This is a genomic window from Pilosibacter sp. NGB245, assembly GCF_057397225.1.
In genome coordinates, this window is record NZ_CM171584.1 from 430,935 (window position 1) to 455,708 (window position 24,774).

Sequence of the window (24,774 nt, forward strand, 5' to 3'; positions counted from 1 at the left end):
ATATTTTGGAGAAGCGACATGAAAAATTTGATTAAAAAAATCAGGTTTTATTTGAACATGAGTCAGACCGAGTTCGCAGAGCATATGAATGTGTCTTTTGCAACCGTGAACCGTTGGGAAAACGGCCGGGCTGTTCCTAATAAACTGGCGCAGATGAGATTGCATGAGCTGTGTAAGGCACGGGCAGTTCCGGTTTATGATATGACGTTGGAGAAAATTGCGGAGGCGGCAAAAAAAATAGAAGCTGTTCACGGAAAGGTGCTGCTTTATCATGGATCGAAATCCGGCATAGAAGGAGTTATTGAGCCGAAGAGCCGGAAACAGTGTGATTTTGGCAGAGGCTTTTATATGGAAACAGATCCAGGTCAGGCGTTGACACTGATTTGTGACTATGAAAAATCAAAATTTTATATCGTTTCTGTCGATGTGAATGAGCTTAAATTGCTGAATGTACCAGCAGATATTGAGTGGGCAATGCTTGTAGCATATAACAGGGGAAGAATGGAGAGCATAAAGGATACTGAATTTTATAACAAGTATCGAAATATGGCAGCCGGAAAAGATCTGCTTATTGGAAGCATTGCAAATGACAGGATGTTTTATGTGATTGATAATTTCTTTATTGGAAATATCACAGATGCAGCATTGGTACACAGTCTTTATGCATTGCAATTGGGAAGTCAGTATGTTGCGGTGTCACAAAGAGGATGTGATGCAATCCATATTGAAACGGAAATAGAGCTTTCATATTTGGAGAGAGCATTTATTAAGGAGGTTGCAGAGGAAAATCGTGCACGGGGAGTTTCTCTTGCAAACGATATCTGTAAGAATTATCGCCGTGAGGGACTATTTTTTGATGAAATTCTGGATAACGCCAAAGCCGGAGGAAAACAATGAATGAGATAGCTTTAAAACTCTGTGACATACAGGGAAGACTTTTCGAACTGTCAGCTGATCATAATTACAGTAGTATGGAATTTATTAAATTGTTCATGAATTCTGAGACGGCAAAAGCATTGGATTCTGAGTATAATCGTATGCAATGGGCAGGAGAAGAGTATCTTTTAGATGAGGTCATCGGAAATTCCAAGACAGAGAGTTTAGTTGGCGGAGAAGTATATTCAAAAGATGTTCTGTATTGGATCGGTTATATTTACCGTTATTGGCATTATTACAGCGGTGAGGACAGCAGAAAGATATATAAACAAGCGCCGGTCGAAGTTATGAAACGAAATTACATGATGTTTCATACGATGGATCCGGTTCTTGCGATTGAGAATCTGGAGGAAATTTATAATCAGAAAAGATAAAAGAAATACGTGAACAGCGAGCCAAAGTCCGCGCTTGCGCGGGACCTTGGCGACTGTCGCGATAACAAGGGGAAACTCGCAAAGCGTGTTTTCACTTGTTATGTGAGCAATAGTCAAAGCCTGTGTTTGCATGAGAGCTTGACGCTGACGGGAATCAAAGGCATTTGGTTGGAAAAACTTATTTCTGACACCCCAGGATTTCTTCCGCCCGCTTCACAGACTCTGCCGTCGGCGGCTCCACATCTTTCAAGGTGTAGGGGATTCCGAGAGTTTCCCACTTGTAGATCCCGAGCGTGTGGTACGGAAGAACTTCCACTTTTTTCACGTTGGAGAGTGTGTCTAAAAATGCGCGGATGCCGCGAAGATTCTCATCATCGTCGGTCACGCCGGGAACGAGGACATGGCGGATCCACATGGGTTTGCCGATTTCGTTTAAGTATCTGGCGAAGTCCAGGATGTTCTCGTTGGTGTGGCCGGTGAGCGCACGGTGTTTTTCCGGATCGATGTGTTTTAAGTCGAGCATCACAAGGTCCGTGTTCTCCATGAGAGACGAAAGTTTTGAGAAAAATGGTTCTGTTCTTGTAAACGGCTGTCCCGCGGTGTCAAGCACCGTGCCGACGCCGTTTTCTTTTGCCAGGCGGAAAAGCTCCGTCATGAAATCCAGCTGTAAGAGCGGTTCACCGCCGCTGACCGTGATGCCGCCCTCTTTGCCCCAGTAGCGCTTGTAGCGGAGCGCCTGCTTTAAAAGGGCGGACGGGGTGCTCTCTTTGTAATTGCAGCCGGAAGAGACGGAGTCAGGGCGGGTTTCTGACGCAGCGGAATTGTTCCCATGGGCAGCTTCTGAGGTCTGCGGACAGGCCGCAGCAGGATTCCCTGCCAGCTTCCACGTATCCGGATTATGACAGTACCGGCACCGCATATGGCAGCCCTGAAGAAAAGTCACAAAGCGGACGCCGGGTCCGTCTACGGAACCAAAACTGTCGATGGAGTGAACGTAGCCTGTTGTTTCCATATAAAAGTTTCCCTTCTCCCGGAATCTGTCGGGGATAAAAATAAAGATAAAATGAGCAGTGCGGTGCAAAAGTGCAAACATTAAAACCCTAATGCCAAGCCAGAAAAAACCCTCATAATTTAGACTCAGCCGGGAACAAACAACATTCCCGGCTGATTTTTAAATGGATAAATTTACATTGCCTCGTGGCAGGTTCTTGCGATGACATCAAGCTGCTGCTCTCTTGTCAGGTCGATAAACTTAACCGCATAACCGGAAACACGGATCGTGAAGTTCGCATACTCCGGTTTCTCCGGATGTTCCATCGCGTCTTTCAGCTTGTCGAGACCAAACACGTTCACGTTGAGATGATGAGCGCCCTGGTCAAAGTATCCGTCGAGAACATGAACGAGGTTGTTCTTTCTCTCGTCCTCGGAGTGTCCGAGTGCACCAGGAGCGATCGTCTCGGTGTTGGAGATTCCGTCGAGTGCGTACTCATACGGAAGCTTTGCGACAGAGTTTAAGGAAGCGAGAAGTCCGCTCTGCTCTGCACCGTAGGACGGGGTCGCGCCCGGGGCAAATGGAGTGAACGCTGCACGTCCGTCCGGAAGAGCGCCAGTTGCCTTACCGTAAACCACGTTGGAAGTGATCGTAAGGATGGAAGTTGTCGCCTCGGAGTTCCGGTAGGTATGGTACTTTTTCACTTTCTTTAAGAAAGTCTTTAACAGCCAAACTGCGATATCGTCGGCGCGGTCATCATCGTTTCCGTAGCGCGGGAAGTCACCCTCTGTGATGAAGCTGGACGCCATGCCGTTCTCGTCGCGGACAACCTTGACCTTTGCGTACTTGATCGCGGAGAGGGAATCCACCACATGGGAGAAACCTGCGATGCCGGTCGCGAAGGTGCGGCGCACGTCGGTGTCGATGAGAGCCATCTCGGCTGCCTCGTAGTAATATTTATCGTGCATGTACTGGATCAGGTTCAGGATATTCACATAGATTCCTGCAAGCCAGTCCATCATGAGATCATATTTGTGCATGACCTCGTCGTAGTCGAGATACTCGGAAGTGATCGGTGCATACTCCGGACCAACCTGCATCGGTTTGCCGTCTTTTGTCATGTACTTCTCGTCCTTACCGCCGTTGATCGCGTAGAGCAGGCACTTTGCAAGGTTTGCGCGGGCACCGAAGAACTGCATCTCCTTACCTGTCTGGGTAGCGGATACGCAGCAGCAGATGCTGTAGTCGTCGCCCCATACCGGACGCATCACGTCATCGTTCTCGTACTGGATGGAAGAAGTGTCAACGGAGATCTTCGCTGCGTACTTCTTGAAGTTTTCCGGAAGGCGGGAAGAGTAGAGCACGGTCAGGTTCGGCTCCGGGGACGGTCCCATGTTCTCTAAAGTATGGAGGAAACGGTAGTCGGTCTTTGTGACCATGTGGCGTCCGTCCTGTCCGAGACCTGCAACCTCGAGAGTCGCCCAAACCGGGTCACCGGAGAAGAGCTGGTTGTAGGACGGAATTCTCGCGAACTTCACCATACGGAATTTCATGGTCATATGGTCGATCAGTTCCTGTGCCTGGGACTCAGTGAGAGTTCCCTCTTCCAGATCACGGTTTACATAAATATCAATAAAGGTGGAGATACGTCCAACGCTCATCGCAGCGCCGTTCTGGGTCTTGACTGCTGCGAGGTAGCCGAAGTACAGCCACTGGATTGCCTCTTTTGCGTTTGTCGCCGGGCCGGAGATATCGTAGCCGTAGATCTTTGCCATCTCCTTCATGCCCTTTAACGCGCGGATCTGCTCTGCGATCTCTTCTCTCTGGCGGATGATCTCATCGTACATCGCACCGTTTCCGCAGAGATCCAGGTCTTTTTTCTTCTCCTCGATCAGGAAATCGATTCCATAGAGAGCCACACGGCGGTAGTCACCGACAATTCTTCCACGGCCGTAAGTGTCCGGAAGACCGGTTACGATATGGCAGTGGCGGGCAGCTTTCATCTCCGGAGTGTAGGCGTCAAAGACAGCCTGGTTGTGTGTCTTATGGTATTCGGTGAAGATTTTGTGGAATTTCTCGTTTACTTTATATCCGTAAGTCTCAGCGGCTTCCTCCGCCATCTTGATCCCGCCGTAAGGCATGAATGCACGCTTTAACGGCTTGTCCGTCTGGAGGCCGACGATGGTCTCGAGCTCTTTTAAGCTCTCGTCGATGTAGCCAGGACCGTAGGAAGTCAGGCTGGATACGACCTCAGTCTCGCACTCTAAAACGCCGCCTTTTTTGCGCTCCTCTTTCTGGAGTTCCTGAAGACGACCCCAGAGCTTATCGGTCGCCTCGGTCGGAGCGGCGAGGAAATCCTCGTTTCCGTCATACTGGGTATAGTTATTCTGGATGAATTCGCGGACATTGACCTCATCGGTCCATTTTGCACCCTGGAATCCTCTCCAGGCTTTTTTGAAAAGGTCAGCAGTACCGTTCGGGGTATTCTGTTCAGACATGATGGTTCCTCCTTATATGTTTCAATCTCATGTGCTGCGGAAATCCTGTGGTTGTCAGGGATTCCGGTTTCCCGGTCCGGGAAAAGCAGGTGATCATTCACCAGTACATTTTGTCGGATCGGATAAATTTTGAAATCTTCCGTTGTGAAGAAATGCTTTGCCATTATAACAGAGGGAAAAAAGAAAAACAATAGATCATATGAGAATGATTATCAAAATCATTTTCATAAGAAATTTTCTCATTACCTTGTATTTTTTAAAATACACGTGACTGTTCAGTACCTTCACATTTACAGGAACCTCCCCCGGAGCTTCCCTTCGGATACATGGCAGGTTACGAGCAAAAATCCATTCCAGATCGGCTTCGTCGATGGGATTTTTACCTTCAAGTCTGTGTTTTATGAGGCGGCGAGATCACTTTGGAAAATTTCGCTGTTACAGAATCACAGCGCGGTGCGAGAGACGTCGATAGACTGAAAAAGGGTAAAAAAATAACCCACAGTCTGCGCTATGATCGCCCAGACGGTCGGCTTTCTTCGATCATACTTCACGTGGTTCACCACTTATCCGTCAGTCATATGATCGGTATGACATATATATACCAGATGTTGTGGTATGTGTCAAGTGGGAAATAATGGTCAGACCAGATGTGGGGAAAGAGAATGCAGTACTTTTTTGGCAGACTTCAGCCGAAAAGCGTGAAGAGCGTCGCTTCATACCGGTTGACGGAATCATGCCCGGCGGGGTACAATAACCTTAATATGACTTTGGGGGAAACAGGGGGGAACGAGGATGTTAAAGGTACTGATCGCGGATGATGAGAGCAAGGTCTGCCAGCTGATCGAAAAGCTGGTGGACTGGGATGCTCTTGATATGGAGGTCGGAGCGGTCGCGGAGAACGGGATCGATGCGCTGGAAAAGATAAAGGAAGTTCATCCGGATATCGTGATCACGGACATCCGGATGCCGGGATATGATGGGCTGGACCTGATCCGGCTCGGAAAAGAGGAAGCTCCGAATGCGGAGTTTGTGATCATCAGCGGCTACCGCCATTTTGAGTATGCGCAGATGGCGATCCGGTACGGGGTGAATGCGTATCTCTTAAAGCCGATAAAAAAGGACGAGCTGACGGAGACATTAAAACGCCTCAGCACCCGTTTCCGGGCGCAGACGGAACAGCTGAGCCAGGAGGAGAAGACCAGACTGGCGATCAGGAGCGACGAGAAGAACCTGAGACAGGCCTTTTTACAGGATCTTGTGGGGAGAAGAAATAAGGAGACCCTGTCGCAGCCGCTTTTGGAGATCAACCGGGAATTTCACTATCGTTTTGAGCCGGGGGAATTCTGCATCGCCATCTTAAAACTGGATGGGCGTGTCTGCGATGAGGAGCAGAATGTCCAGTTTATGGCGGAGAAAGTCCAGTCTGCGGCGGAAAGATTTTTAAAAGACTATGTCATGGAGACAGAGAATACGGAGCTCAACGGATTCCATTTCTTTCTGCTGAACTATGACGCAGAGGACCGGATGCAGATCCGGAGACAGATGAAAGCCCTGCTCTCGGAGATCCGGGTCCAGGGGGATATTTTAAAGAACCTGTCGGTGACGCTGGCACTCGGCGAGGGTGTGGTGAGTCTCCCGGAGATCGGCAGTTCCTTAAAAAATGCCAGACTCCTCATCGAGGAGCGGCTGCTCGCAGGAACGGGAAAGCTGATGGAAGGAAAGATCGAAAGCGGGGAGTCCTTTGCGGACAGTGAGATCTTTGCAAAGTTTAATGACCGGATCGCCCACACGCTGGAGAGTCTGGATTCCTTTGCAGTGCGGGAAGAACTGATCTATCTGAAGACGAAAATGCTGGCTGAGAAGGAGATCAGCGGTCATGAGATCCTTCAGATGACGAAGGAGATCTGCAACCAGTACCTGTTTTTCATGAAAAAGTACCGTCTTCCGGTGGAAGAGAACTTTATGGAGAACTTCAGCGTCAGCGCCGACAACTGTGCAGATGCGGCGGAGCTTTTCGATTATCTGACGAGACGGATCACGATTTCCTACGAGAAGGCAGCAAGGTTAAAGCGGCAGGATGAAAACCGTCCGATCCGCGTGGTGAAAAAGTATGTGGAAGAACATTTTGGAGAGCCGCTGACGCTGGAAGAACTCAGTCGGGTTGTGGATCTCTCCCCGACGTACCTCAGCACGATCTTTAAGAAGGATACGGGGATGACGTTTCTGGAATACCTCTCGAAGGTTCGCATGGACATGGCAAAAAAGCTCTTAAAGGAGACAAATGACACGGTGGCCGATATATGCGGGAAGGTCGGCTACAGCGATGTGCGGTATTTCACGAAGACCTTTACAAAATATGCGGGCTTAAAGCCCAAGGAATACAGAAAGCTGTACTCATGATGGAGAAGAAACATACCGATGATAAAAATTACCTGTCCGTTCGGATCAAATGGTGCGCACTTCTCGCAGCCGGGCTGGTCGGGGCATTCCTCGTGAGAATGTGGGTGGTGTGCATCCGGGAAATGCAGTCCCTGATGGTCCCGGCTGTATTTACGGCGCTTTCCGCTGCTCTGGCGGTGATCGTTTACCGGACGGTGCTGATCCCATACCGGGAGACTCGGAAGATCTATGAGCAGTTTGTCATGGGCTATGTCATGGAGGACCTTTTTAAGGTCCGCTATCCGTTTTCACCGGAGAGCGAGCAGGCAGTCCTGCGCCTGAACGAGATCATCGACCGGAACAACCTGATCGCGATCTCGAAGAAACAGGCGGAGTATCTGGCGCTTCAGAACCAGATCAATCCCCATTTCCTCTACAACACGCTGGAGGGGATCCGGAGTGAGGCGCTGATCGCGGGGCTGGACAGCATCGCGGAGATGACGGAGGCGCTGGCGACCTTCTTCCGCTACACGATCTCAAACCTGGAAAATCTCGTGACGCTGGAGGACGAACTTGCCAATATCGAGAATTATTACTATATTCAACAGTTCCGATTCGGTTCTAAACTGGACCTGAAGATCCAGTATGACCGGGATCCGGACGACGATTTCACGGAGATGGATTTTCTGCAGTGCAAACTTCCGAAGCTGACACTGCAGCCGATCGTGGAAAATTCCATCTACCACGGGATCGAGCGAAAGATCGGAAAAGGTCATCTTGTGATCCGGATCAGTGCGAGTGAGGAACGGCTCTACATCAGGATTTCCGATGATGGGCGCGGAATGACGGACGAAAAACTGAAGGAACTGAATGAAAAACTGCGCCGTCTTGATGTGGAGACAGATGTCCCGGAAAAAGAGGAGGAGAAGAAGCCGGCCCGCGGCGGGATCGCGGTGGTGAACGTGAACAGGCGGATCAAGCTCCTCTTCGGCGAGGAGTACGGAATCCATGTCTACAGCAAAGAGGGGATCGGAACTGATGTCATAGTGGAGCTTCCGCTGGTGCGCGACGGGGATCGTCAGGGAGGATGGCGATGAGAAAAGAACTTCTTCGGATATCGCATGTTGATCTTGAACGGGACGGAGAGCTGCTCCTGGATGATCTGGAATTCCAGATGTTTGCCGGGGAGATCGTTGGCCTGGTGGCGCGGAACCGGAAAGGCCAGAAAGAGATGGTGGATCTGATCTGCCGGAACGATCCGATCAGCCTGGGATCCGTGTGGTATGACGGAAACGTTGTAAATAGCTACGCCTACAGCAGCGGGGCGTCCAATAAGGTGGCGCTCATCGAACAGAAGAGCCATCTCGTGCAGGGCTTAAGCGTTGTGGACAACCTTTTTATCCTGCGGGAAGGTTTCCGGAAATATTTTATCAATGAGCAGGTGATCTTCAGCCAGGCGATCCGCTTTTTTGAGGAAAAAGGGCTGAAAGTGGACCTGGAAAAGAGAGTGGAGAACCTGACAGAGCTTGAGAGATGCTTTGTGGAGCTCGGAAAGGCGCTGCTTTCGGGCTGTCATCTCATTATCGTGGACAACCCGGCGAACTATCTGAGCCAGTATGAGCTCTTCGAGTTCCAGCAGATGTTAAAGAAGATCCGGAAAGAGGGGATCTCCGTGCTCTATGTGGGAAACCACCACCAAGAGCTCTTTAAGATCGCGGACCGGACCGCACTTTTTTCGGACGGTCACATCTACAAGGTCTTTGAGCGGGATGAGATGACGGACGAAAAGATGGCACCGTACATCTCAGAATGGAAGATCATGTCCACGGAGAATGATCAGGATGCCGAGGATGACGGGATCCTGCACTTTCACACCGTGGGAGTCGGAAATTTAAATGGTATTCGCTTCATCCTGCACCGCGGTGAGTGTATGACGATCCTCGACAAGGAAAATAAGATCGCAGGGGACATGATGGATCTGATGACCGGAAAAAAGCGGTGCAGATCAGGATGGATCACGGTGGACCATGTGACCTACACACAGAAAAAAGCGGCGGATTATCTCGATGAGGGGATCGCCGTGATCCCGGCGGACGGGGTGAACCGGCTGCTGTTTCTGGATGAGAGCTACATGGAGAACCTGACATTTCTCCTGGACCGGAAACTCAGAAAAAGCCTGATCCCGCGGAAAATCTACAGGAGTATCCATTCAGAATATCTGCCGCTCGTGGGACCGGTGATCGATGCGCCCTGTGTGCGCGACATTCCGCAGGAAGACCAGTTTGCCCTGCTCTATCATAAGATGAATCTTCTGCGCCCGCGGATCATGGTCTGCATCCAGCCGCTCGCAAAGGGCGACATGTTCTGCCGGATGAGGATCTTAAATGTGCTGCGCCAGATCCAGAAACAGGGGACGGCGATACTCATGATCACCGCGAGTATCTCCGATACGCTTGATATCTCGGACCGCCTGCTCGTCGTGGAGCAGGGGAAGGTGGCGGCAGTATATGAGAAGAGTGAGTTTAAGAGAATTGTGAGGTAGGATTGGAGCTGCCCCGTCCTGTTGTATACATCAAAATATTGTCCCCCATAACCGTAGGATTGTCCTCTGTTATGGGGGACATTTTTCATGTAAGATGGAACTAACAGGGGAGGTCTATATGAACGAGTACATAGGAATCGATATCGGCGGGACGAAAACAGCCATCGTTCGTGGAGACGAGAACGGAACAATCCTTGAAAAGAAGCGATTCGCAACGACAACGAAGGAAGAAACTCTGGAAATGATCTTTCAGAGCGTTGCGGATCTGAAAACAGATCAGACGAAAGCAATCGGCGTCAGCTGCGGCGGGCCGTTAAACAGCAGGACGGGCGTGATCCTGGGACCTCCGAATCTTCCGGGATGGGACGAAGTTCCGATCACGGATATGCTGACGGAGCGGTTCGGACTTCCGGCATATTTAAGAAATGATGCGGATGCCTGTGCCGTGGCGGAATGGCAGTTCGGAGCCGGAAAAGGCGCGGAGAACATGATCTTTCTTACCTTCGGAACCGGGATCGGCGCGGGGCTGATCTTAAACGGAAAGCTTTACGAAGGAACATGCGGGATGGCCGGGGAGATCGGTCATGTACGGCTTTTTGAGGATGGACACGTTGGCTACGGAAAGTCCGGCTCGTACGAAGGATATGTGAGCGGCGGCGGGATCGCCCAGTACGGAAAAGGAACCGCGGCGGAGCTCGGAAAGCGGGCGGAAGAAGGAGATCCGGAGGCGCAAAAGATCTGGGCGCAGACAGGAGAACATCTTGGAAGCATGCTGTCGATCCTGATCGATCTGTTAAATCCGGAGGTGATCGTCATCGGAAGTATTTTCGTCCGGGCGGAGAAGTATCTGAGAGCTTCCATGGAAGAAAAGATCCGGAAAGAGGCACTGAAATCTGGCGCAGAGATCTGCCGGATCGTTCCGGCGGGACTCGGGGAATCGATCGGAGATATCGCGGCACTCTGTGTCGCTATGCATCCGTAAAAGGATGTGCAGGACACATTTTCGCACACATAAAAAATGAACCGGGAGACCGGATCAAAATAGAACTGGAAAGCGGGGGAGAAGATGGGCGAAGTAATTGTTTCAATGAAAGACATCGTCAAGACATTCCCGGGTGTCAAAGCCCTGGATCATGTAAATTTCGAACTCCGGTCGGGAGAGGTCATGGCGCTTCTCGGGGAGAACGGAGCAGGAAAATCTACACTGATGAAGATCTTAAGCGGTGTTTATACAAAAGACAGCGGAACGATGACCATATTCGGAACGGAATATGACAATCTGACACCGAAGCAGGCACAGGACGTCGGCGTTGCGATCATCCACCAGGAGTTAAACATGTGCCGCCACTTATCGGTTGCGGAAAACATGTTCCTCGGAAGAGAGAAGGTCAACGGGATCGTCTTAAATGACCGGGAGATGGAGGCAGAGGCGGCAAAGATCCTCGGAGATCTGAAGATCGACATCGACCCGAGACAGACCGTCGGCGATCTTCCGGTATCCAAACAGCAGATGGTCGAGATCGCGAAGGCACTTTCGATCCACGCGAAGATCCTGATCATGGATGAGCCGACTTCTTCCCTGACAGCGAAAGAGATCGAGGAGCTCTTCCGGATCATCCGCCAGTTAAAGGCAGACGGCTGCGGAATCGTCTATATCTCCCACCGCCTGGAGGAGCTGAAGGCTATCGTGGACCGGGTAACGATCATGCGTGACGGTCAGTATATCACAGATGGAAATTTCGCGGATATGACGATGGATCAGATCATCGCGAATATGGTCGGCCGTGAGATCAAAGAACAGTTCCCGAGAGTCTCCTGCCCGAAAGGAAAGAAGATCTTCGAGGTGAAAAACTTAAATGCCGGACATCTCGTCCGCGACATCAATTTCTCCCTCTATGAGGGCGAGATCGTCGGATTCGCGGGACTGATGGGAGCGGGACGTACCGAGACAACGAGAGCGATCTTCGGAGTTGACCCGAAGACCAGCGGGGAGATCTGGCTGGACGGAAAAGAAGTGAAAATCACCTGTCCGATGGACGCGATCAAAGCCGGGATCGTACTGGCGCCGGAGGACCGGAAAAAAGACGGTCTCTGCACGAAACTCAGCATCCGTCATAACCTGGCACTCCCGAACCTGGACCTCATCTGCAGCAAGCTCGGCGTGATCAGCAGTAAAAAGGAGGACGACCTCTGCGAGAAGGCGGTGAAGGACCTCCTGATCAAGACCCCGACGGTGGAGGTCAACGCGGGCAATCTTTCCGGAGGAAACCAGCAGAAAGTGGTTGTTGGAAAGTGGCTGGCGAGAAATTCCAGAGTCGTGATCTTCGATGAGCCGACACGAGGCATCGATGTAGGAGCGAAGGTCGAGATCTACAACCTGATGAACCAGTTAAAGAAGCAGGGCATTGCCGTTATGTTCGTCTCCTCAGAGATGCCGGAAGTCCTGGGGATCGCGGACCGCGTCATCGTCATGTGCGACGGAAAGATCACCGGCGAAGTCATGGCGAAGGAGACAAGCCAGAATGAGGTTCTGAAGTTCGCTACCGAATTTGAGAAGAAACAACAGGTTAGCTGAGGGAGGACAGGGGAATGAATGAAAAGAAGCACAGTACAGTAAAGCGGATCCTGGGGACACGCGGAATGGGCGCGGTCATCACGGCATTCGCGGGACTGATCATCATCTATGTAGCATTCGGTCTCATCGACCGTAAAGTATTTGCCGGACAGAACGTCATGAACCTTCTGCGTTCCATGTCAAAGTACCTTCTGATCGGCGTCGGACAGAGCTATCTTCTGATCACCGGAAACATCGATCTCTCGATCGGTTCCATGGTCGGAATGAGCGCCATGATCTCGGCAACCCTGATGGCGATGGGCGTCAATCCGTTCGTTGCGATGGCGGTTGCGATGGCGTGCTGCCTGGTTACCGGAGTGATCAACGGAATGTTAGTCGGAAAGTTCAAGCTTCCGCCGTTCATCGCGACACTCGGAACCATGTTCGTGACACGAGGCGTTGCCTACATGGTCAACAACAACCGAAACACGGACGCGATCGCGACCGGTATAGGAAAAGAGGCTGGCGATAAGTTCCAGAACTTCTTCTACTATGGAAAGACACTCGGTGTTTACAACACCTTCTGGATCGCGCTTGTGATCTTTCTGATCTTCTTCTTCCTGCTTTCCAAGACCCGCACAGGAAGACATATCTACGCGATCGGTTCCAACGTGGACGCTGCGAAATTATCCGGTGTCAATGTTGTAAATACAACAATTAAAGCGTACCTGGTCAGCGCTGTCTGCGCATGTGTCGTTGGTTACATCCTCTGCGCACAGGCCGGTATGGGCAACATGGAAGCAGGAAACATGTACGAGATGTACGGCGTTGCAGCCGGCGTTATCGGCGGCATCTCCCCGCTCGGCGGAACAGGACTTCTGCTCGGAACCTTTGCCGGTGCGGCTGTATGGCAGACACTGGAGAATGGTCTGAACATGATCGGTGCACAGGTCGGCATCCAGAGACTTGTCATCGGTATCATCGTTGTATTCTCTGTACTTCTTGATGTTGTCGTTCGTTCCGGAAACTTCGGAAAGAAAGCATCCAAATAAGACAGAAAAAAAAACTGTTTTGTGTCTGCGGCATTTTGCAGCAACAGTCGGTCCGCGGTCCTGCATGAGAATAAGCAGGACGCTGGTCCGGAAATATCGTTACATGGATATCTAACTCCTATGGTATACGGGGGTTACATATAAGAAATCTTAAGGAGGATTTTTATGAAAAAGAGATTGTTCGCACTGTTAAGCTGTGCAGCCCTTGCGGCAGCCAGCATCACCGGCTGTTCCAGCCAGAAACCGGCAGAATCCGCAGCAGCCAGCGCGGAAGCCACAGAGACTACAGGAGCTCCGTCCAAGGAGGTCGGCGACTGGAAGATCGCGCTGATCACGATGGACTCCATCGACCAGCACTGGGTAACCTTAAATGAGGGCGCTCAGGAAGCTGCAAAGGAACTTGGAGTAACCGTAAGTTTCATGTCCCCGAACACAAAGGACGATGCACAGCAGATCGAGTGCGTGAACAACGCAGTTGCAGGCGGTTACCAGGCGATCATCGTAGCGGCAAACGGTCCGGATGCGATCTCTTCCTCCCTGAAGGAAGCGAAGGACGCAGGTGTTAAGATCGTTTATGTTGACTCTCCGGCAAACGTGGAGGCAGAGGCAACCTTCTCTACCGATAACGAGGCAGCTGGTGAGACAGCCGGTAAAGAGATGCTCAAAGCTCTTGAAGAGTCCGGCATCACATCCGGTAAGATCGGTATCGTAAATGTAAACGCAGCAACAGACTCCACAGTCAAGAGAGAAGCCGGATTCCGTAAGGCATTCGAAGGAAAAGGCTTTGAGCTCATGGAGACCCAGTACGGCGAAGGCGATGCAGCGAAGTCCCAGACGATCGCTGAGAACTACATCACACAGGGCGTTGTCGGCATCTTCGGCTGTAACGAAGGTTCCACGACCGGTACCGGTAATGCGATCAAGGCATCCGGCAAGACTGATATCATCGGAGTCGGTTTCGATAAATCCGATGCGATCATGAACCTCATCAACGATGGATATCTCCTCTGCACAATGGCTCAGAACCCGGATCTCATGGGTAAAGACGGTGTTGATGCAGCAGTCAGAGCTCTTCAGGGTGAGACACTCGGCGGCTTAACAACAGACACAGGCGTTTCTGTCATCAAAGCAGACAATGCGGAAGATGCAGCAGGCACAACAGATGTGACAGCAACAAAAGACTGGAAAATCGCACTGATCACAATGGACTCCATCGACCAGCACTGGGTAACCTTAAATGAGGGCGCTCAGGCAGAGGCAAAGGCACTCGGCGTTACCGTAAGCTTCATGTCCCCGAACACAAAGGACGATGCACAGCAGATCGAGTGCGTGAACAACGCAGTTGCAGGCGGCTATGAGGCGATCATCGTAGCGGCAAACGGCCCGGACGCGATCTCTTCCGCATTAAAGGAAGCCGCTTCCACAGGCGTGAAGATCGTGTATGTTGACTCTCCGGCAAACGTAGAGGCAGAGGCAACCTTCTCCACAGACAACGAGGCAGCTGGTAAGACAGCAGGCGATGAGATGATCAAGGCTCTCGAGGCAGCAGGCATCACATCCGGTAAGATCGGTATCGTAAACGTAAACGCAGCAACAGACTCCACCGTTAAGAGAGAAGCAGGCTTCCGCTCTGCATTCGAAGGAAAGGGCTATGAGCTTATGGAAACTCAGTACGGCGAAGGTGATGCAGCGAAGTCCCAGACCATCGCTGAAAACTACATCACACAGGGCGTTGTCGGCATCTTCGGCTGCAACGAAGGTTCCACGACTGGTACCGGTAATGCGATCAAGGCATCCGGAAAGACAGATATCGTAGGCGTTGGCTTCGATAAATCCGATGCGATCATGAACCTCATCAATGACGGATATCTCCTCTGCACAATGGCTCAGAACCCTGATATTATGGGTAAAGAGGGCGTAAAGGCAGCTGTCAGAGCGTTAGAGGGCGAAGAGCTCGGCGGCGCTGTCAGCGATACAGGCGTATCTGTTCTGAAGAAGAATTAAGATCAGTGGTAACTGTGAAGGTACTGAACAGTTACGATCAGTGAAAATAAACTGTAACTAACTGAAAAAATGAATTAAAATAATGGCAGTTGGAAAGAAAACGGCTGCTGGACATGCAGGATCAGGGAACGCCGGGCCGAAAGGATCGGCGTTCCCTGCATATCAAGGACAGGAGGAATTTTTCATGAAACGCAGTGAGATCAACGCAGCTTTAAAAGAAATGGAACAGATGATTAGGGAGTATCGCTTCGCGATCCCGCCATTCTGCAATTTCACACCGGAAGAGTGGAAGGAAAAAGGCCATGATTACGATGAGATCCGCGACAACATGTTAGGATGGGATATCACGGACTACGGTCTCGGGGACTTCGATAAGGTCGGATTTTCCCTGATCACGATCCGCAACGGCAACCTGAAGATGAAGGACAAATACACAAAGACATATGCGGAAAAACTCCTGTACATCAAAGAGGGACAGTACTCCCCGATGCACTTCCACTGGTCAAAGATGGAGGACATCATCAACCGCGGTGGCGGAAATGTCCTGATCCGTGTATATAATTCGACAAAGGATGAGGACCTTGACAAGGTGAACGATGTCCATGTCCATGTGGATGGCAGAGAGATGGTCGTTCCGGCCGGCACCCAGGTGCGCCTGACTCCTGGCGAGAGCATCTCCATCTACCCGTACATGTACCATGATTTCGAGGTGGAAGAGGGCAGCGGCCCGGTTCTCTTAGGCGAGGTCAGCCAGTGCAACGATGACAACGTGGACAACCGCTTCTACGAGAAAATGGGAAGATTCCCGAAGATCGAGGAGGATGAGGCGCCGTACCGCCTGCTCTGCAACGAGTATCCGGAGGCAAAATAGATGGCGGATCAGAGAACACTGATGGCGGTCTGCGGGAACATGGAGCAGATCGCCGGAGTCCGCCGGATCGAATTTCAGGACGGGCGGGCGTCGGGACTCCGCTGTGCGCTTGTGGAAAACGGACCGGTGGAGATGTCGTTAATGATAGATAAATGCCTGGATCCGGCGTGGATCCGGTATAAGGGGATCAATTTAAGTCTTCTCACAAAACCGGGACTTCAGGGGCGGAATCCCTACGATACGGCGGGGGATGAGGCGGTGCGCTCGATCATGGGCGGTGCGATGTTTACCTGCGGTCTCGGGAACGTCCACGGAAACCGCGTGGTGGACGGTGTGGAATATCCGACGCATGGGAGAATGCGGACGACTCCGGCCGAGAAGGTGTCCATGGACGCATTCTGGGAGAACGGAACGTATAAGATCCGGGTGTCCGGGGAGATGCGGGAGGCGCGGATCTTCGGAGAAAATCTCGTGCTGAGGAGAACAGTGGAGACGGTTTACGGAAAGCGGGAGATCGTGTTCACGGACGAGATCGAGAACCAGGGATTTGAGGAGCAGCCACTCTGTTTTCTCTATCACTGCAATGCCGGATATCCGTTTCTTGTGCCGGGGCTGCGGATCGTGATGCCGTCGATCATGACCGGACCGCGCGACGCGGCTGCAGAGGCAGGAAAAAGCCGCTGGAACGTCATGGATGAGCCGGAACCGGGAGCTCCGGAGCAGGTATTCCAGCATGAGCTGGCGGCAGATCAGAACGGAAATACGTTCGCGGCTTTCGTGAACGAGGAGCTTCAGATCGGGCTCTGCATCCGGTTTGAAAAGTCAGCGATCCCCTACCTGACCCAGTGGAAGAGCACGGCGGCCGGGGATTTTGCGATGGCGCTGGAGCCGACAAACTGCGGATTTGACGGACGGGCCGGAAAGACGCAGATCTTAAAACCATTTGAAAAACATGAGAACCGGATCCGGTTCCAGATCCTGGACGGAAAAGACGAGATAAAACGACTGGAAGATGAGTGCAGGGAGGTATTGAAATGTACGATGTGATCGCTCTTGGTGAGCTTCTGATCGATTTTGCGGCGAAGGAGACGGATGCGGACGGATATCCGACGATGAAGGCGAATCCGGGCGGAGCGCCGGGAAATTTCCTTGCGGCATTGAATAAATATGGGGCGAAGACGGCATTTCTCGGAAAAGTCGGGGATGATGCGTTCGGAAAGCTCCTCTTAAAGACATTTGAAAAAGCTGGGATCGAGACGAAGGGAATCGTGACCGATCCGTCGGTGTTTACGACGCTGGCGTTTGTGACCTTCTCTCCGGAGGGAGACCGGTCCTTCAGCTTTGCGAGAAAGCCGGGAGCGGATACGCGACTGAGCTTTGAGGAGATCGACCTGAACATGATCGATGAGTCGTCGGTCTTCCATTTCGGAACCTTAAGTCTCACGGATGATCCGGTGCGCAAGGCAACGAAAAAGTGCGTGGAATATGCGAAGGAACACGGAAAACTTATTACCTTCGATCCGAACCTCCGTCTTCCGCTCTGGGAGACGCCGGATGCGGCAAAGGAGCAGATCTTATGGGGACTCGCCCATGCCGATGTGGTGAAGATCAGTGATGAGGAAGTGGAGTTCTTATGGGGCATCACGGATGAGAAAGAGGCGGCGAAGAAGCTACTTGATGAGTTCGGGATCCGTCTCGCGATGGTCACGATGGGACCGAAAGGGGCATACCTGGCGAACCAGGATGGCGCGGCGTACGCAAAGTGCCCGGAGGTAAAACCGATCGATACGACAGGAGCCGGGGATATCTTTGGAGGAAGTGCGGTTTCAAGACTCTTAAAGACCGGGAAAGCGCCGGAAAAACTGACGGAAGAAGAACTTGCCTTTATCGGTCAGTTCGCCTGCACGGCGGCGAGTTTTTCAACAACGCAGTCGGGCGGGATCCCGAGTATTCCGGAGGAAGAGGATGTTCTGGATTACTTTTCAAAGGTAGGAATTTTCTGAACTGAAAATTCCGTACAATACAGTGGTGGTAGCAGATTTTGCCGATTCGGAATGCGAAGCATCGGCAAAATCCCGTTACAGGGCACGGACACGGAGTGCCCGTGTGCTGTAACAGTTTTGGAGAGAATGCAGGCTTAAATGGAAAGCCGCATCTATGTGACGAAGCTGGTATTTAGAGCAGTTCTGGCTGGATAGGAATCCGGAACTGCCGGGATACCGGCTTTGTTGCTTTTGGGGAATTGTTTGGGAAATGCGCCCAGAAAGACCATGTTTAGGTGGAAGGTGATTCCCGGGATTTCCGACATCATTGAAATTGTCGGAATTTTGCTGGAAGAGATCACCAACTCATTGCTTCCGGTATTTGTTTGGCGTGCATCCAACGATCTTTTTAAAGCAGCTTGTAAAATAACTCTGTGAGGAAAAGCCGGTATTCTGGGCGATCTCAGCAATTGCGAGACTGGGATCTGCCAGGAATTCCCGGCTTTTTGTGATCCTGTATTCCAGGAGATACTGAAAGGTCGTCATGCCGGTCATGCGCTTAAAAAAGCGCTCACATTCCTCCGGGCAGAGACCGATGGATGCGGCGATCTCGGACAGGGTGAGCTTTTCTGAAAAGTGTGCATGGAGAAATTCCATGGTCTTAGTGAGCCGCTCGTTTGAGGTACTGTTTCCGGGCGTGTCCGGCATCACGGAACATCTGGCAAGTTTTAGAATGTCCGGCCAGGCAGAGAGAATCTCTCCATGGAGCAGGAGTTCCCAGCCATCGAAATGTTCGCCCTCTGAGATGTTCACGATCCGTCTTACGGTCCTGGTGAGGCGGACACCGGCAGGATGGCTGGCGTCAAAGAGAAAGGCCGGAGGCAGATTTCCGGATAAAAATGGGGCAATAACAGCCTGATAGAGAGCCTGATTGTCTTCCACGGCAATCAGGCTGGGAAGAAAATCAACACAATAGTAGGCAGAATCCGGTTCGACAGGTTCTACAAAATGAGCGGACCGGCTGTTGATAAAAAATCCATTTCCTTTGCTGACAAAATAAGACTTTCCGGCAGTCTGAAAACGAATTTTGCCTTTTGTGATAATACAGAGCTGGAAATCCTCATGCCAGTGCCAGCGCACAGTGGGATAATTCCGGTCTGAAAAATCGGTCATATAGACAGAGACTGGAAGCAGATCTGAAATCCGGATCGTATCTTCTTCCTGATTTTCTTTTATAGACAGTCTATTTCGGATCATAGGGAAAACCTCACGTTATAAAAAACGAGAATCTCAATATATTGATAAAATATATGGATATTTTGATATACAGAACCATTTAAACCCGATATACTGAAAAAGTCAAGTGAATCATACAATCGGTGAATGTGTGAAGAGTTACGATTGTGCCATGTGGAATTTTCAGAACAAAAATTACTGTTGATGAAAAGTAATATTACAACTAAAAAATTGGGAGGAACTTATGACAGAAACAAAGGAAAAGAACAGGCAGAAGCTGGGAATTTTCTGCTGTATTGCCGGTGGAGTCGGCTGGGGACTTTCGGGGACATGTGGGGAGGCGTTGTTTTCCCAGTATCCGATCGATACGTCCTGGGTGACGGCTGTGCGGATGACTGTGGCGGGAACGTTACTGTTACTCTTTGCGCTTGCGAAGCACAGTCTGGATTTTAAAGCGCTTGGAAAAGATAAAAAGGGGATCATGGAGATCGTTCTGTTCGCTCTGGCGGGACTTGCACTCTGTCAGTACGCGTACCTCAGTGCCATCAAATGGACAAACTCCGGAACGGCGACGGTGATCCAGAATCTCTCCATCGTATTTATCGCAGTTTATGTCTGCCTGACGACAAGAACGAAACCGGATAAGGAGACGGTATTCTGTATTCTGCTTGCACTCATCGGTGTCTGGCTCCTTGCGACAGGAGGAAAACCAAGAAATATGGAGCTGACACCGAGAGGACTCTTCTGGGGACTGATGGCGGGCATCGGCGCGGCGAGTTACTCGCTGCTTTCCAGAGCTCCGGTGGGACGTTTTGGAAGTATTCCGGTGACCGGACTTGGGATGTTGATCGGGGGAGTCGTGCTCTGTGGAATTGCCCAGGTATGGAAGGTTCCGGCTGGACTTGATGGGCGTGCGGTCCTCTATCTTGCGGTCATTGTTTTGGTCGGTACGGTCGGGGCGTTTACTTTATTTTTACAGGGAATTGCCCTGGTGGGACCGGTGAAGGCGGCGCTCTTTGCGTGTCTGGAGCCGCTGACAGCGGCAACGTTGTCGGTCGTCTGGCTGCATGCCAGTTTTACGGCGGCGGATCTGGTTGGGTTTGCGTGTATTCTGGCGACGGTGGTGTTGATGAGATAGGATATGTAGAATCAATGTACTCCTGCCCGGAAGCTCTCCGCTGGGGAATGGAAATGTGCTTTCCGGCAGGGAGGTCCTTTACATGATTTTTGCCATATTTTTACTTTACAATTCCCATAGAAAAATGTTATACTGCTGTGGGCGGAAATGGTATCCGCACACAGCAGTTTTTATGAAATTTAACGGAGGTGAATTGCATGGATAGTTGCGATAGTACAGGGCGAAGTACGAAATGCGGTGTAACATACAGACAGACGCAGAATGCGGCTATCGGTTTGCTTTTCACGGGTAGGAATTTTCTGAACTGAAAATTCCGTATGATCCGTTTTCCGGTAACTGTTCAGCAGATCCGCGCAGTGGATACGCAGACCTGCTGAATGGTTACAGATCCCGAAAGCTGGATTCCATATTGTTATGTCTTTTGAAACACCGCATGGGAACAGCCTGTCCATCACAGCGATGACGGTTGAACCCCGCCGGGGATATCCCCCGGGCGGTGTTCTTTTGTTGCCGGAATTATAGCGGCATGTAACCGGAGAAAGTAAAAAAGAGATGTTTCGTGAACGGAAGCAATCCGATGATTCACGAAAAAACAGCTCACTCCGGTAAAAAAAAGACCGGATCTTTATGAAACGGTCTTAAAAGAAAAGGAGGCAGACATGGAAACAGAAGTTTTAAAAGAACAACACTACGTGGAAGAACTGGTCGATATCATCCGCAGCGGACTTCCGAAAGAGGAACTGATCGACCGGTTATCCGATTATCATGATAACGATATCGCAGATGCGCTCACAAAGCTGACGCCGGATGAGAGACGGGAATTATACCCGCTGATCGGTGTGGAGCGTGTCGCAGAGATCTTCGCATATTTGGATGATGCGGAGCCGTATTTAAAAGAACTCCCGATCGAGAGTGCCGCAAAGATCGTCTCCGAGATGGACTCCGATGATGCGGTCGATGTCCTCGAAGAGATGGATGCGACGACGAAACACAAGATCGTCGGCATGTTGGATAAGGAAGCCAGCGATGACGTCAGACTCCTGTTCTCATACGATGATGACGAGATCGGTAGCCGCATGACGACCAACTTCATCATGATCCACAACCATCTGACGATCCGCCAGGCGATGCGCGAACTGGTCGAGCAGGCGGGAGAGAACGACAATATCTCGACGATCTATGTGATCGATGAGGAAGATAAGTTTTACGGCGCGATCGATCTGAAAGATCTGATCATTGCGAGAGAGTATACGGATCTTGAGGACATTATCAGTCACTCTTACCCGTATGTCATGGACCATGAAAAGGTCAGCGACTGTATCGATAAGATCAGGGATTATGCCGAGGATTCCATTCCGGTGCTGCAGGAAAACGGAACCATTGCCGGCATCATCACCTCCCAGGACATCGTTGAGGCAGTCGATGATGAGATGGGCGATGATTACGCGAAGTTAGCCGGCTTGACCGCGGAGGAAGACTTAAATGAGACGCTGCCGCAGAGTATCAAAAAGAGACTCCCGTGGCTGATCGTGCTGTTATTCCTCGGAATGATCGTCTCCTCGGTTGTCGGCGCATTTGAGTCTGTCGTAGCCGTGATCCCGATCGTCATGTGCTTCCAGTCCCTGATCCTCGACATGGCAGGAAACGTTGGAACCCAGTCCCTGGCTGTTACGATCCGTGTCCTGATGGATGAGCAGCTCACAACAAAGCAGAAGCTGATGCTGGTTGTGAAGGAGATGAAGATTGGTTTTGCGAACGGTCTGTTCCTTGGATTTATGGCATGGATCTTCCTGGGGCTTTACATCTGCGTGATCAAGGGATATCCGATTCATCACGCGATGATGGTTTCCGGCTGTGTTGGTATTTCACTTGTGACAGCGATGGTGATCTCCAGTATGGTGGGAACATTGATCCCGATGTTATTTAAAAAGATCAATATTGATCCGGCGGTCGCTTCCGGTCCGTTGATCACGACGGTGAATGACCTTGTTGCGATCATTGTTTATTATGGTCTTGCGATGCTGTTCCTGATCGATCTGCTGCATGTGTCGGGCTGATGAAAATGTCAGGAGAAACTGTCGGCAGGTAGAATGCCGGATTGTTATAAAATATGAATATTGACGGGAAAAAGGGCTATCCTAGGAATGTAGGGTAGTCTTTTTTATATGCCGGAAAGAGTTTACAGTCAGATTTTTAGGACGGCACATCAAGAGAAAACAGGCGTGGAGAAAGTTGTTGATGTAGGATTTCAGCATGGATTTTCTGTACTTATGACAATTTTTCTCAATCTCTCCTTTTTTAGATGCGCTCCCTTGAAATGAAAAATTGAGTATGATAAAATTATAACGGTTAGTATGTACTAACCTGTGCGCGATGCAGTATTAAATGCTTCATGCAAAATTCGCAGGCTCCTGCCGTGAGCAGAAGCTGCAGACAAGATCATGTCGGTGCGTGCCCGCCTGACTTGACAGGAGAGCGGCCTTCATGAATACCCGAAAGGAGTTTATGATGATGAATTATCTGGAAATCGAGAAAGTCATTGGAAGAGAAATTTTAGATTCCCGCGGAAATCCTACGGTGGAAGCGGAAGTATATCTGGCGGACGGAACGATCGGGAGAGGAACAGCGCCGAGCGGGGCATCCACCGGTGAGTTTGAGGCGTTGGAATTAAGAGACGGCGATAAGGCACGTTACGGCGGAAAAGGCGTGACAAAGGCGGTTGAAAATATCAATACGATCATCAATGAGACACTGACAGGAATGGACGCGTCCGATATTTACGCGGTTGACCGGGCCATGATCAAGGCGGACGGAACAAAAGACAAGTCAAAGCTCGGAGCAAACGCGATCCTTGCAGTATCGATCGCATGCGCACGTGCGGCATCGATCTCCTTAGATATCCCGCTGTACAGATTCCTCGGCGGGATCAACGGAAATCGTCTTCCAGTCCCGATGATGAACATCGTGAACGGTGGCTGCCATGCACTTTCTTCCGGACTTGATGTTCAGGAATTCATGGTCATGCCGGTCGGCGCTTCGTCCTTTAAGGAGGCGCTGAGATGGTGTGCGGAGGTTTTCCATGCGCTGGCTGCGATCTTAAAAGAGCGCGGACTTGCGACATCGGTCGGCGATGAAGGCGGCTTTGCTCCGGCGTTAAAGTCCGACGAGGAAGCGATCGAGACGATTCTTGAGGCGGTAAAGAAAGCCGGATATGAGCCGGGCAGTGACTTTCGGATCGCGATGGACGCTGCTTCTTCCGAGTGGAAGACCGGAAAAGTCGGTGAGTACAAGCTCCCGAAGGCGGGAACTGTTTACACATCCGAGCAGCTCATCGAGCACTGGAAGAAGCTTGTGGAGAAGTATCCGATCGTTTCTATTGAAGATGCGCTGGATGAGGAAGACTGGGAAGGATGGAAGAAGCTGACTGCAGAACTTGGAGATAAAGTGCAGCTGGTCGGCGATGACCTCTTTGTGACGAACACGGAGCGACTTTCCAAAGGGATCAAGCTCGGCTGCGGAAATTCCATCCTGATCAAACTGAACCAGATCGGCTCGGTATCCGAGACCCTAGAAGCGATCAAGATGGCACACCGTGCCGGATACACCGCGATCGCGTCCCACCGCTCCGGTGAGACCGAGGATACAACGATCGCCGATCTGGCCGTTGCTCTCAACACCTGCCAGATCAAGACTGGTGCTCCGTCAAGATCTGAGCGTGTCGCGAAATATAACCAGCTTCTGCGGATCGAGGAAGAACTCGGTGAGAGCGCTGTTTATCCGGGAATGGACGCGTTTCATGTAGAGTAAGGAAATAGCGGAAGATATGTCTGATCCGGGCGATCTGCCCGAAATTTCATTTCATAGATTGCACAGGGAGCTCCCCGGTGGCTGATGAGGCTGCCGGGGAGTTCTTTTATTACGCGAACAACGAGCCAAAGTCCGCGGTTGCGCGAGATCTTGGCGACTGTCGCGATAACAAGGGGAAACTCGCGAAGCGTGTTTTTACTTGTTTTATAGGAAATCCAGATGGAACTTACTATGAAATAAAAAGCACTGCGTGCCTAAGATGCGCACTCGCGCGAAGATGAAGATCGTCGCAAGCGACCGCGCTCGGTGCGAGAATGTGACGCGGCACATTTTTTTTAACTTTGATACAAAAAAGACACGATTATTAGAAAATTTAACACAATATTTTCACAGGATTTTCACAAACTGCT

The 24,774-nt window shown here is 50.9% G+C and carries 18 protein-coding genes and 1 riboswitch; of the genes, 15 read left to right on the top strand and 3 right to left on the bottom strand.

The window, feature by feature from the left end; translation table 11 throughout:
- Positions 1-18: 18 nt before the first annotated feature.
- Positions 19-897, top strand: a complete 879-nt coding sequence (locus tag ACXMYH_RS01845) for a DUF3990 domain-containing protein (protein WP_486555409.1) — start codon at positions 19-21, stop codon at positions 895-897.
- Positions 894-1,310: a hypothetical protein gene (locus ACXMYH_RS01850; protein ID WP_486555410.1), complete on the top strand. Its 417-nt coding sequence runs from the start codon at positions 894-896 to the stop codon at positions 1,308-1,310. Before ACXMYH_RS01845 ends, ACXMYH_RS01850 begins: the two co-directional genes overlap by 4 nt.
- A gap of 178 nt (positions 1,311-1,488) precedes the next feature.
- Here ACXMYH_RS01850 and ACXMYH_RS01855 read toward each other — a convergent pair whose 3' ends face one another.
- Complete coding sequence (locus tag ACXMYH_RS01855; protein ID WP_486555411.1) at positions 1,489-2,322, bottom strand: radical SAM protein; 834 nt, start codon at positions 2,320-2,322, stop codon at positions 1,489-1,491.
- Between the two features lie 173 nt (positions 2,323-2,495).
- Positions 2,496-4,799 (bottom strand): formate C-acetyltransferase, encoded by a 2,304-nt coding sequence (pflB, locus tag ACXMYH_RS01860; protein ID WP_486555412.1) that lies wholly within the window; start codon positions 4,797-4,799, stop codon positions 2,496-2,498.
- A 509-nt stretch (positions 4,800-5,308) separates the two neighbouring features.
- Positions 5,309-5,387, bottom strand: a riboswitch (ZMP/ZTP riboswitch).
- Positions 5,388-5,591: 204 nt separating this feature from the next.
- Here pflB and ACXMYH_RS01865 point away from each other — a divergent pair.
- From ACXMYH_RS01865 to ACXMYH_RS01910, 10 genes are all read left to right on the top strand, one after another.
- Positions 5,592-7,199 carry a response regulator transcription factor gene (locus ACXMYH_RS01865; RefSeq protein ID WP_486555413.1) on the top strand — a complete coding sequence of 536 codons (1,608 nt, stop codon included), beginning with the start codon at positions 5,592-5,594 and terminating at the stop codon, positions 7,197-7,199.
- Positions 7,196-8,275 (top strand): sensor histidine kinase, encoded by a 1,080-nt coding sequence (locus tag ACXMYH_RS01870; protein WP_486555414.1) that lies wholly within the window; start codon positions 7,196-7,198, stop codon positions 8,273-8,275. Before ACXMYH_RS01865 ends, ACXMYH_RS01870 begins: the two co-directional genes overlap by 4 nt.
- On the top strand, positions 8,272-9,720 hold the full coding sequence (locus ACXMYH_RS01875) for an ATP-binding cassette domain-containing protein (RefSeq protein WP_243022245.1): 1,449 nt from the start codon (positions 8,272-8,274) through the stop codon (positions 9,718-9,720). Before ACXMYH_RS01870 ends, ACXMYH_RS01875 begins: the two co-directional genes overlap by 4 nt.
- A 118-nt stretch (positions 9,721-9,838) precedes the next feature.
- A complete protein-coding gene (locus ACXMYH_RS01880) occupies positions 9,839-10,702 on the top strand; it encodes an ROK family protein (RefSeq protein ID WP_486555415.1) in 864 nt (287 codons plus the stop codon).
- An 84-nt stretch (positions 10,703-10,786) separates the two neighbouring features.
- Positions 10,787-12,295 (top strand): sugar ABC transporter ATP-binding protein, encoded by a 1,509-nt coding sequence (locus tag ACXMYH_RS01885; RefSeq protein WP_329752164.1) that lies wholly within the window; start codon positions 10,787-10,789, stop codon positions 12,293-12,295.
- Between the two features lie 14 nt (positions 12,296-12,309).
- Positions 12,310-13,326 carry an ABC transporter permease gene (locus tag ACXMYH_RS01890; protein ID WP_142411936.1) on the top strand — a complete coding sequence of 339 codons (1,017 nt, stop codon included), beginning with the start codon at positions 12,310-12,312 and terminating at the stop codon, positions 13,324-13,326.
- Between the two features lie 165 nt (positions 13,327-13,491).
- Positions 13,492-15,330, top strand: coding sequence for a substrate-binding domain-containing protein (locus ACXMYH_RS01895; RefSeq protein ID WP_405579146.1), 1,839 nt, complete (start codon positions 13,492-13,494; stop codon positions 15,328-15,330).
- Between the two features lie 184 nt (positions 15,331-15,514).
- The gene (locus tag ACXMYH_RS01900; protein ID WP_118530200.1) at positions 15,515-16,201 is read left to right on the top strand and encodes a D-lyxose/D-mannose family sugar isomerase; all 687 of its coding nucleotides are present in this window, start codon (positions 15,515-15,517) and stop codon (positions 16,199-16,201) included.
- Positions 16,202-17,248: an aldose 1-epimerase family protein gene (locus ACXMYH_RS01905; protein ID WP_329752165.1), complete on the top strand. Its 1,047-nt coding sequence runs from the start codon at positions 16,202-16,204 to the stop codon at positions 17,246-17,248.
- Positions 17,236-18,204 carry a carbohydrate kinase family protein gene (locus ACXMYH_RS01910; protein WP_486555416.1) on the top strand — a complete coding sequence of 323 codons (969 nt, stop codon included), beginning with the start codon at positions 17,236-17,238 and terminating at the stop codon, positions 18,202-18,204. Before ACXMYH_RS01905 ends, ACXMYH_RS01910 begins: the two co-directional genes overlap by 13 nt.
- 345 nt (positions 18,205-18,549) lie before the next feature.
- On the opposite strand, the gene ACXMYH_RS01915 is transcribed toward ACXMYH_RS01910, so the two are convergent.
- Positions 18,550-19,440: an AraC family transcriptional regulator gene (locus ACXMYH_RS01915; RefSeq protein ID WP_486555417.1), complete on the bottom strand. Its 891-nt coding sequence runs from the start codon at positions 19,438-19,440 to the stop codon at positions 18,550-18,552.
- Between the two features lie 223 nt (positions 19,441-19,663).
- Here ACXMYH_RS01915 and ACXMYH_RS01920 point away from each other — a divergent pair, with 223 nt between their 5' ends.
- The 3 genes from ACXMYH_RS01920 to eno all read left to right on the top strand — a co-directional run bounded on the left by ACXMYH_RS01920 (position 19,664) and on the right by eno (position 24,364).
- Positions 19,664-20,557 (top strand): DMT family transporter, encoded by an 894-nt coding sequence (locus ACXMYH_RS01920; RefSeq protein WP_486555418.1) that lies wholly within the window; start codon positions 19,664-19,666, stop codon positions 20,555-20,557.
- A gap of 659 nt (positions 20,558-21,216) precedes the next feature.
- Complete coding sequence (gene mgtE, locus ACXMYH_RS01925) at positions 21,217-22,614, top strand: magnesium transporter (protein WP_215702147.1); 1,398 nt, start codon at positions 21,217-21,219, stop codon at positions 22,612-22,614.
- A gap of 454 nt (positions 22,615-23,068) precedes the next feature.
- Complete coding sequence (gene eno, locus ACXMYH_RS01930; RefSeq protein ID WP_118530385.1) at positions 23,069-24,364, top strand: phosphopyruvate hydratase; 1,296 nt, start codon at positions 23,069-23,071, stop codon at positions 24,362-24,364.
- Positions 24,365-24,774 lie beyond the last annotated feature (410 nt).

Coding starts and splice junctions, on each gene's coding strand:
- ACXMYH_RS01845 (WP_486555409.1), top strand. CDS start 19: ATGAAAAATTTGATTAAAAAAATCAGGTTTTATTTGAACATGAGTCAG.
- ACXMYH_RS01850 (WP_486555410.1), top strand. CDS start 894: ATGAATGAGATAGCTTTAAAACTCTGTGACATACAGGGAAGACTTTTC.
- ACXMYH_RS01855 (WP_486555411.1), bottom strand. CDS start 2,322: ATGGAAACAACAGGCTACGTTCACTCCATCGACAGTTTTGGTTCCGTA.
- pflB (WP_486555412.1), bottom strand. CDS start 4,799: ATGTCTGAACAGAATACCCCGAACGGTACTGCTGACCTTTTCAAAAAA.
- ACXMYH_RS01865 (WP_486555413.1), top strand. CDS start 5,592: ATGTTAAAGGTACTGATCGCGGATGATGAGAGCAAGGTCTGCCAGCTG.
- ACXMYH_RS01870 (WP_486555414.1), top strand. CDS start 7,196: ATGATGGAGAAGAAACATACCGATGATAAAAATTACCTGTCCGTTCGG.
- ACXMYH_RS01875 (WP_243022245.1), top strand. CDS start 8,272: ATGAGAAAAGAACTTCTTCGGATATCGCATGTTGATCTTGAACGGGAC.
- ACXMYH_RS01880 (WP_486555415.1), top strand. CDS start 9,839: ATGAACGAGTACATAGGAATCGATATCGGCGGGACGAAAACAGCCATC.
- ACXMYH_RS01885 (WP_329752164.1), top strand. CDS start 10,787: ATGGGCGAAGTAATTGTTTCAATGAAAGACATCGTCAAGACATTCCCG.
- ACXMYH_RS01890 (WP_142411936.1), top strand. CDS start 12,310: ATGAATGAAAAGAAGCACAGTACAGTAAAGCGGATCCTGGGGACACGC.
- ACXMYH_RS01895 (WP_405579146.1), top strand. CDS start 13,492: ATGAAAAAGAGATTGTTCGCACTGTTAAGCTGTGCAGCCCTTGCGGCA.
- ACXMYH_RS01900 (WP_118530200.1), top strand. CDS start 15,515: ATGAAACGCAGTGAGATCAACGCAGCTTTAAAAGAAATGGAACAGATG.
- ACXMYH_RS01905 (WP_329752165.1), top strand. CDS start 16,202: ATGGCGGATCAGAGAACACTGATGGCGGTCTGCGGGAACATGGAGCAG.
- ACXMYH_RS01910 (WP_486555416.1), top strand. CDS start 17,236: ATGTACGATGTGATCGCTCTTGGTGAGCTTCTGATCGATTTTGCGGCG.
- ACXMYH_RS01915 (WP_486555417.1), bottom strand. CDS start 19,440: ATGATCCGAAATAGACTGTCTATAAAAGAAAATCAGGAAGAAGATACG.
- ACXMYH_RS01920 (WP_486555418.1), top strand. CDS start 19,664: ATGACAGAAACAAAGGAAAAGAACAGGCAGAAGCTGGGAATTTTCTGC.
- mgtE (WP_215702147.1), top strand. CDS start 21,217: ATGGAAACAGAAGTTTTAAAAGAACAACACTACGTGGAAGAACTGGTC.
- eno (WP_118530385.1), top strand. CDS start 23,069: ATGAATTATCTGGAAATCGAGAAAGTCATTGGAAGAGAAATTTTAGAT.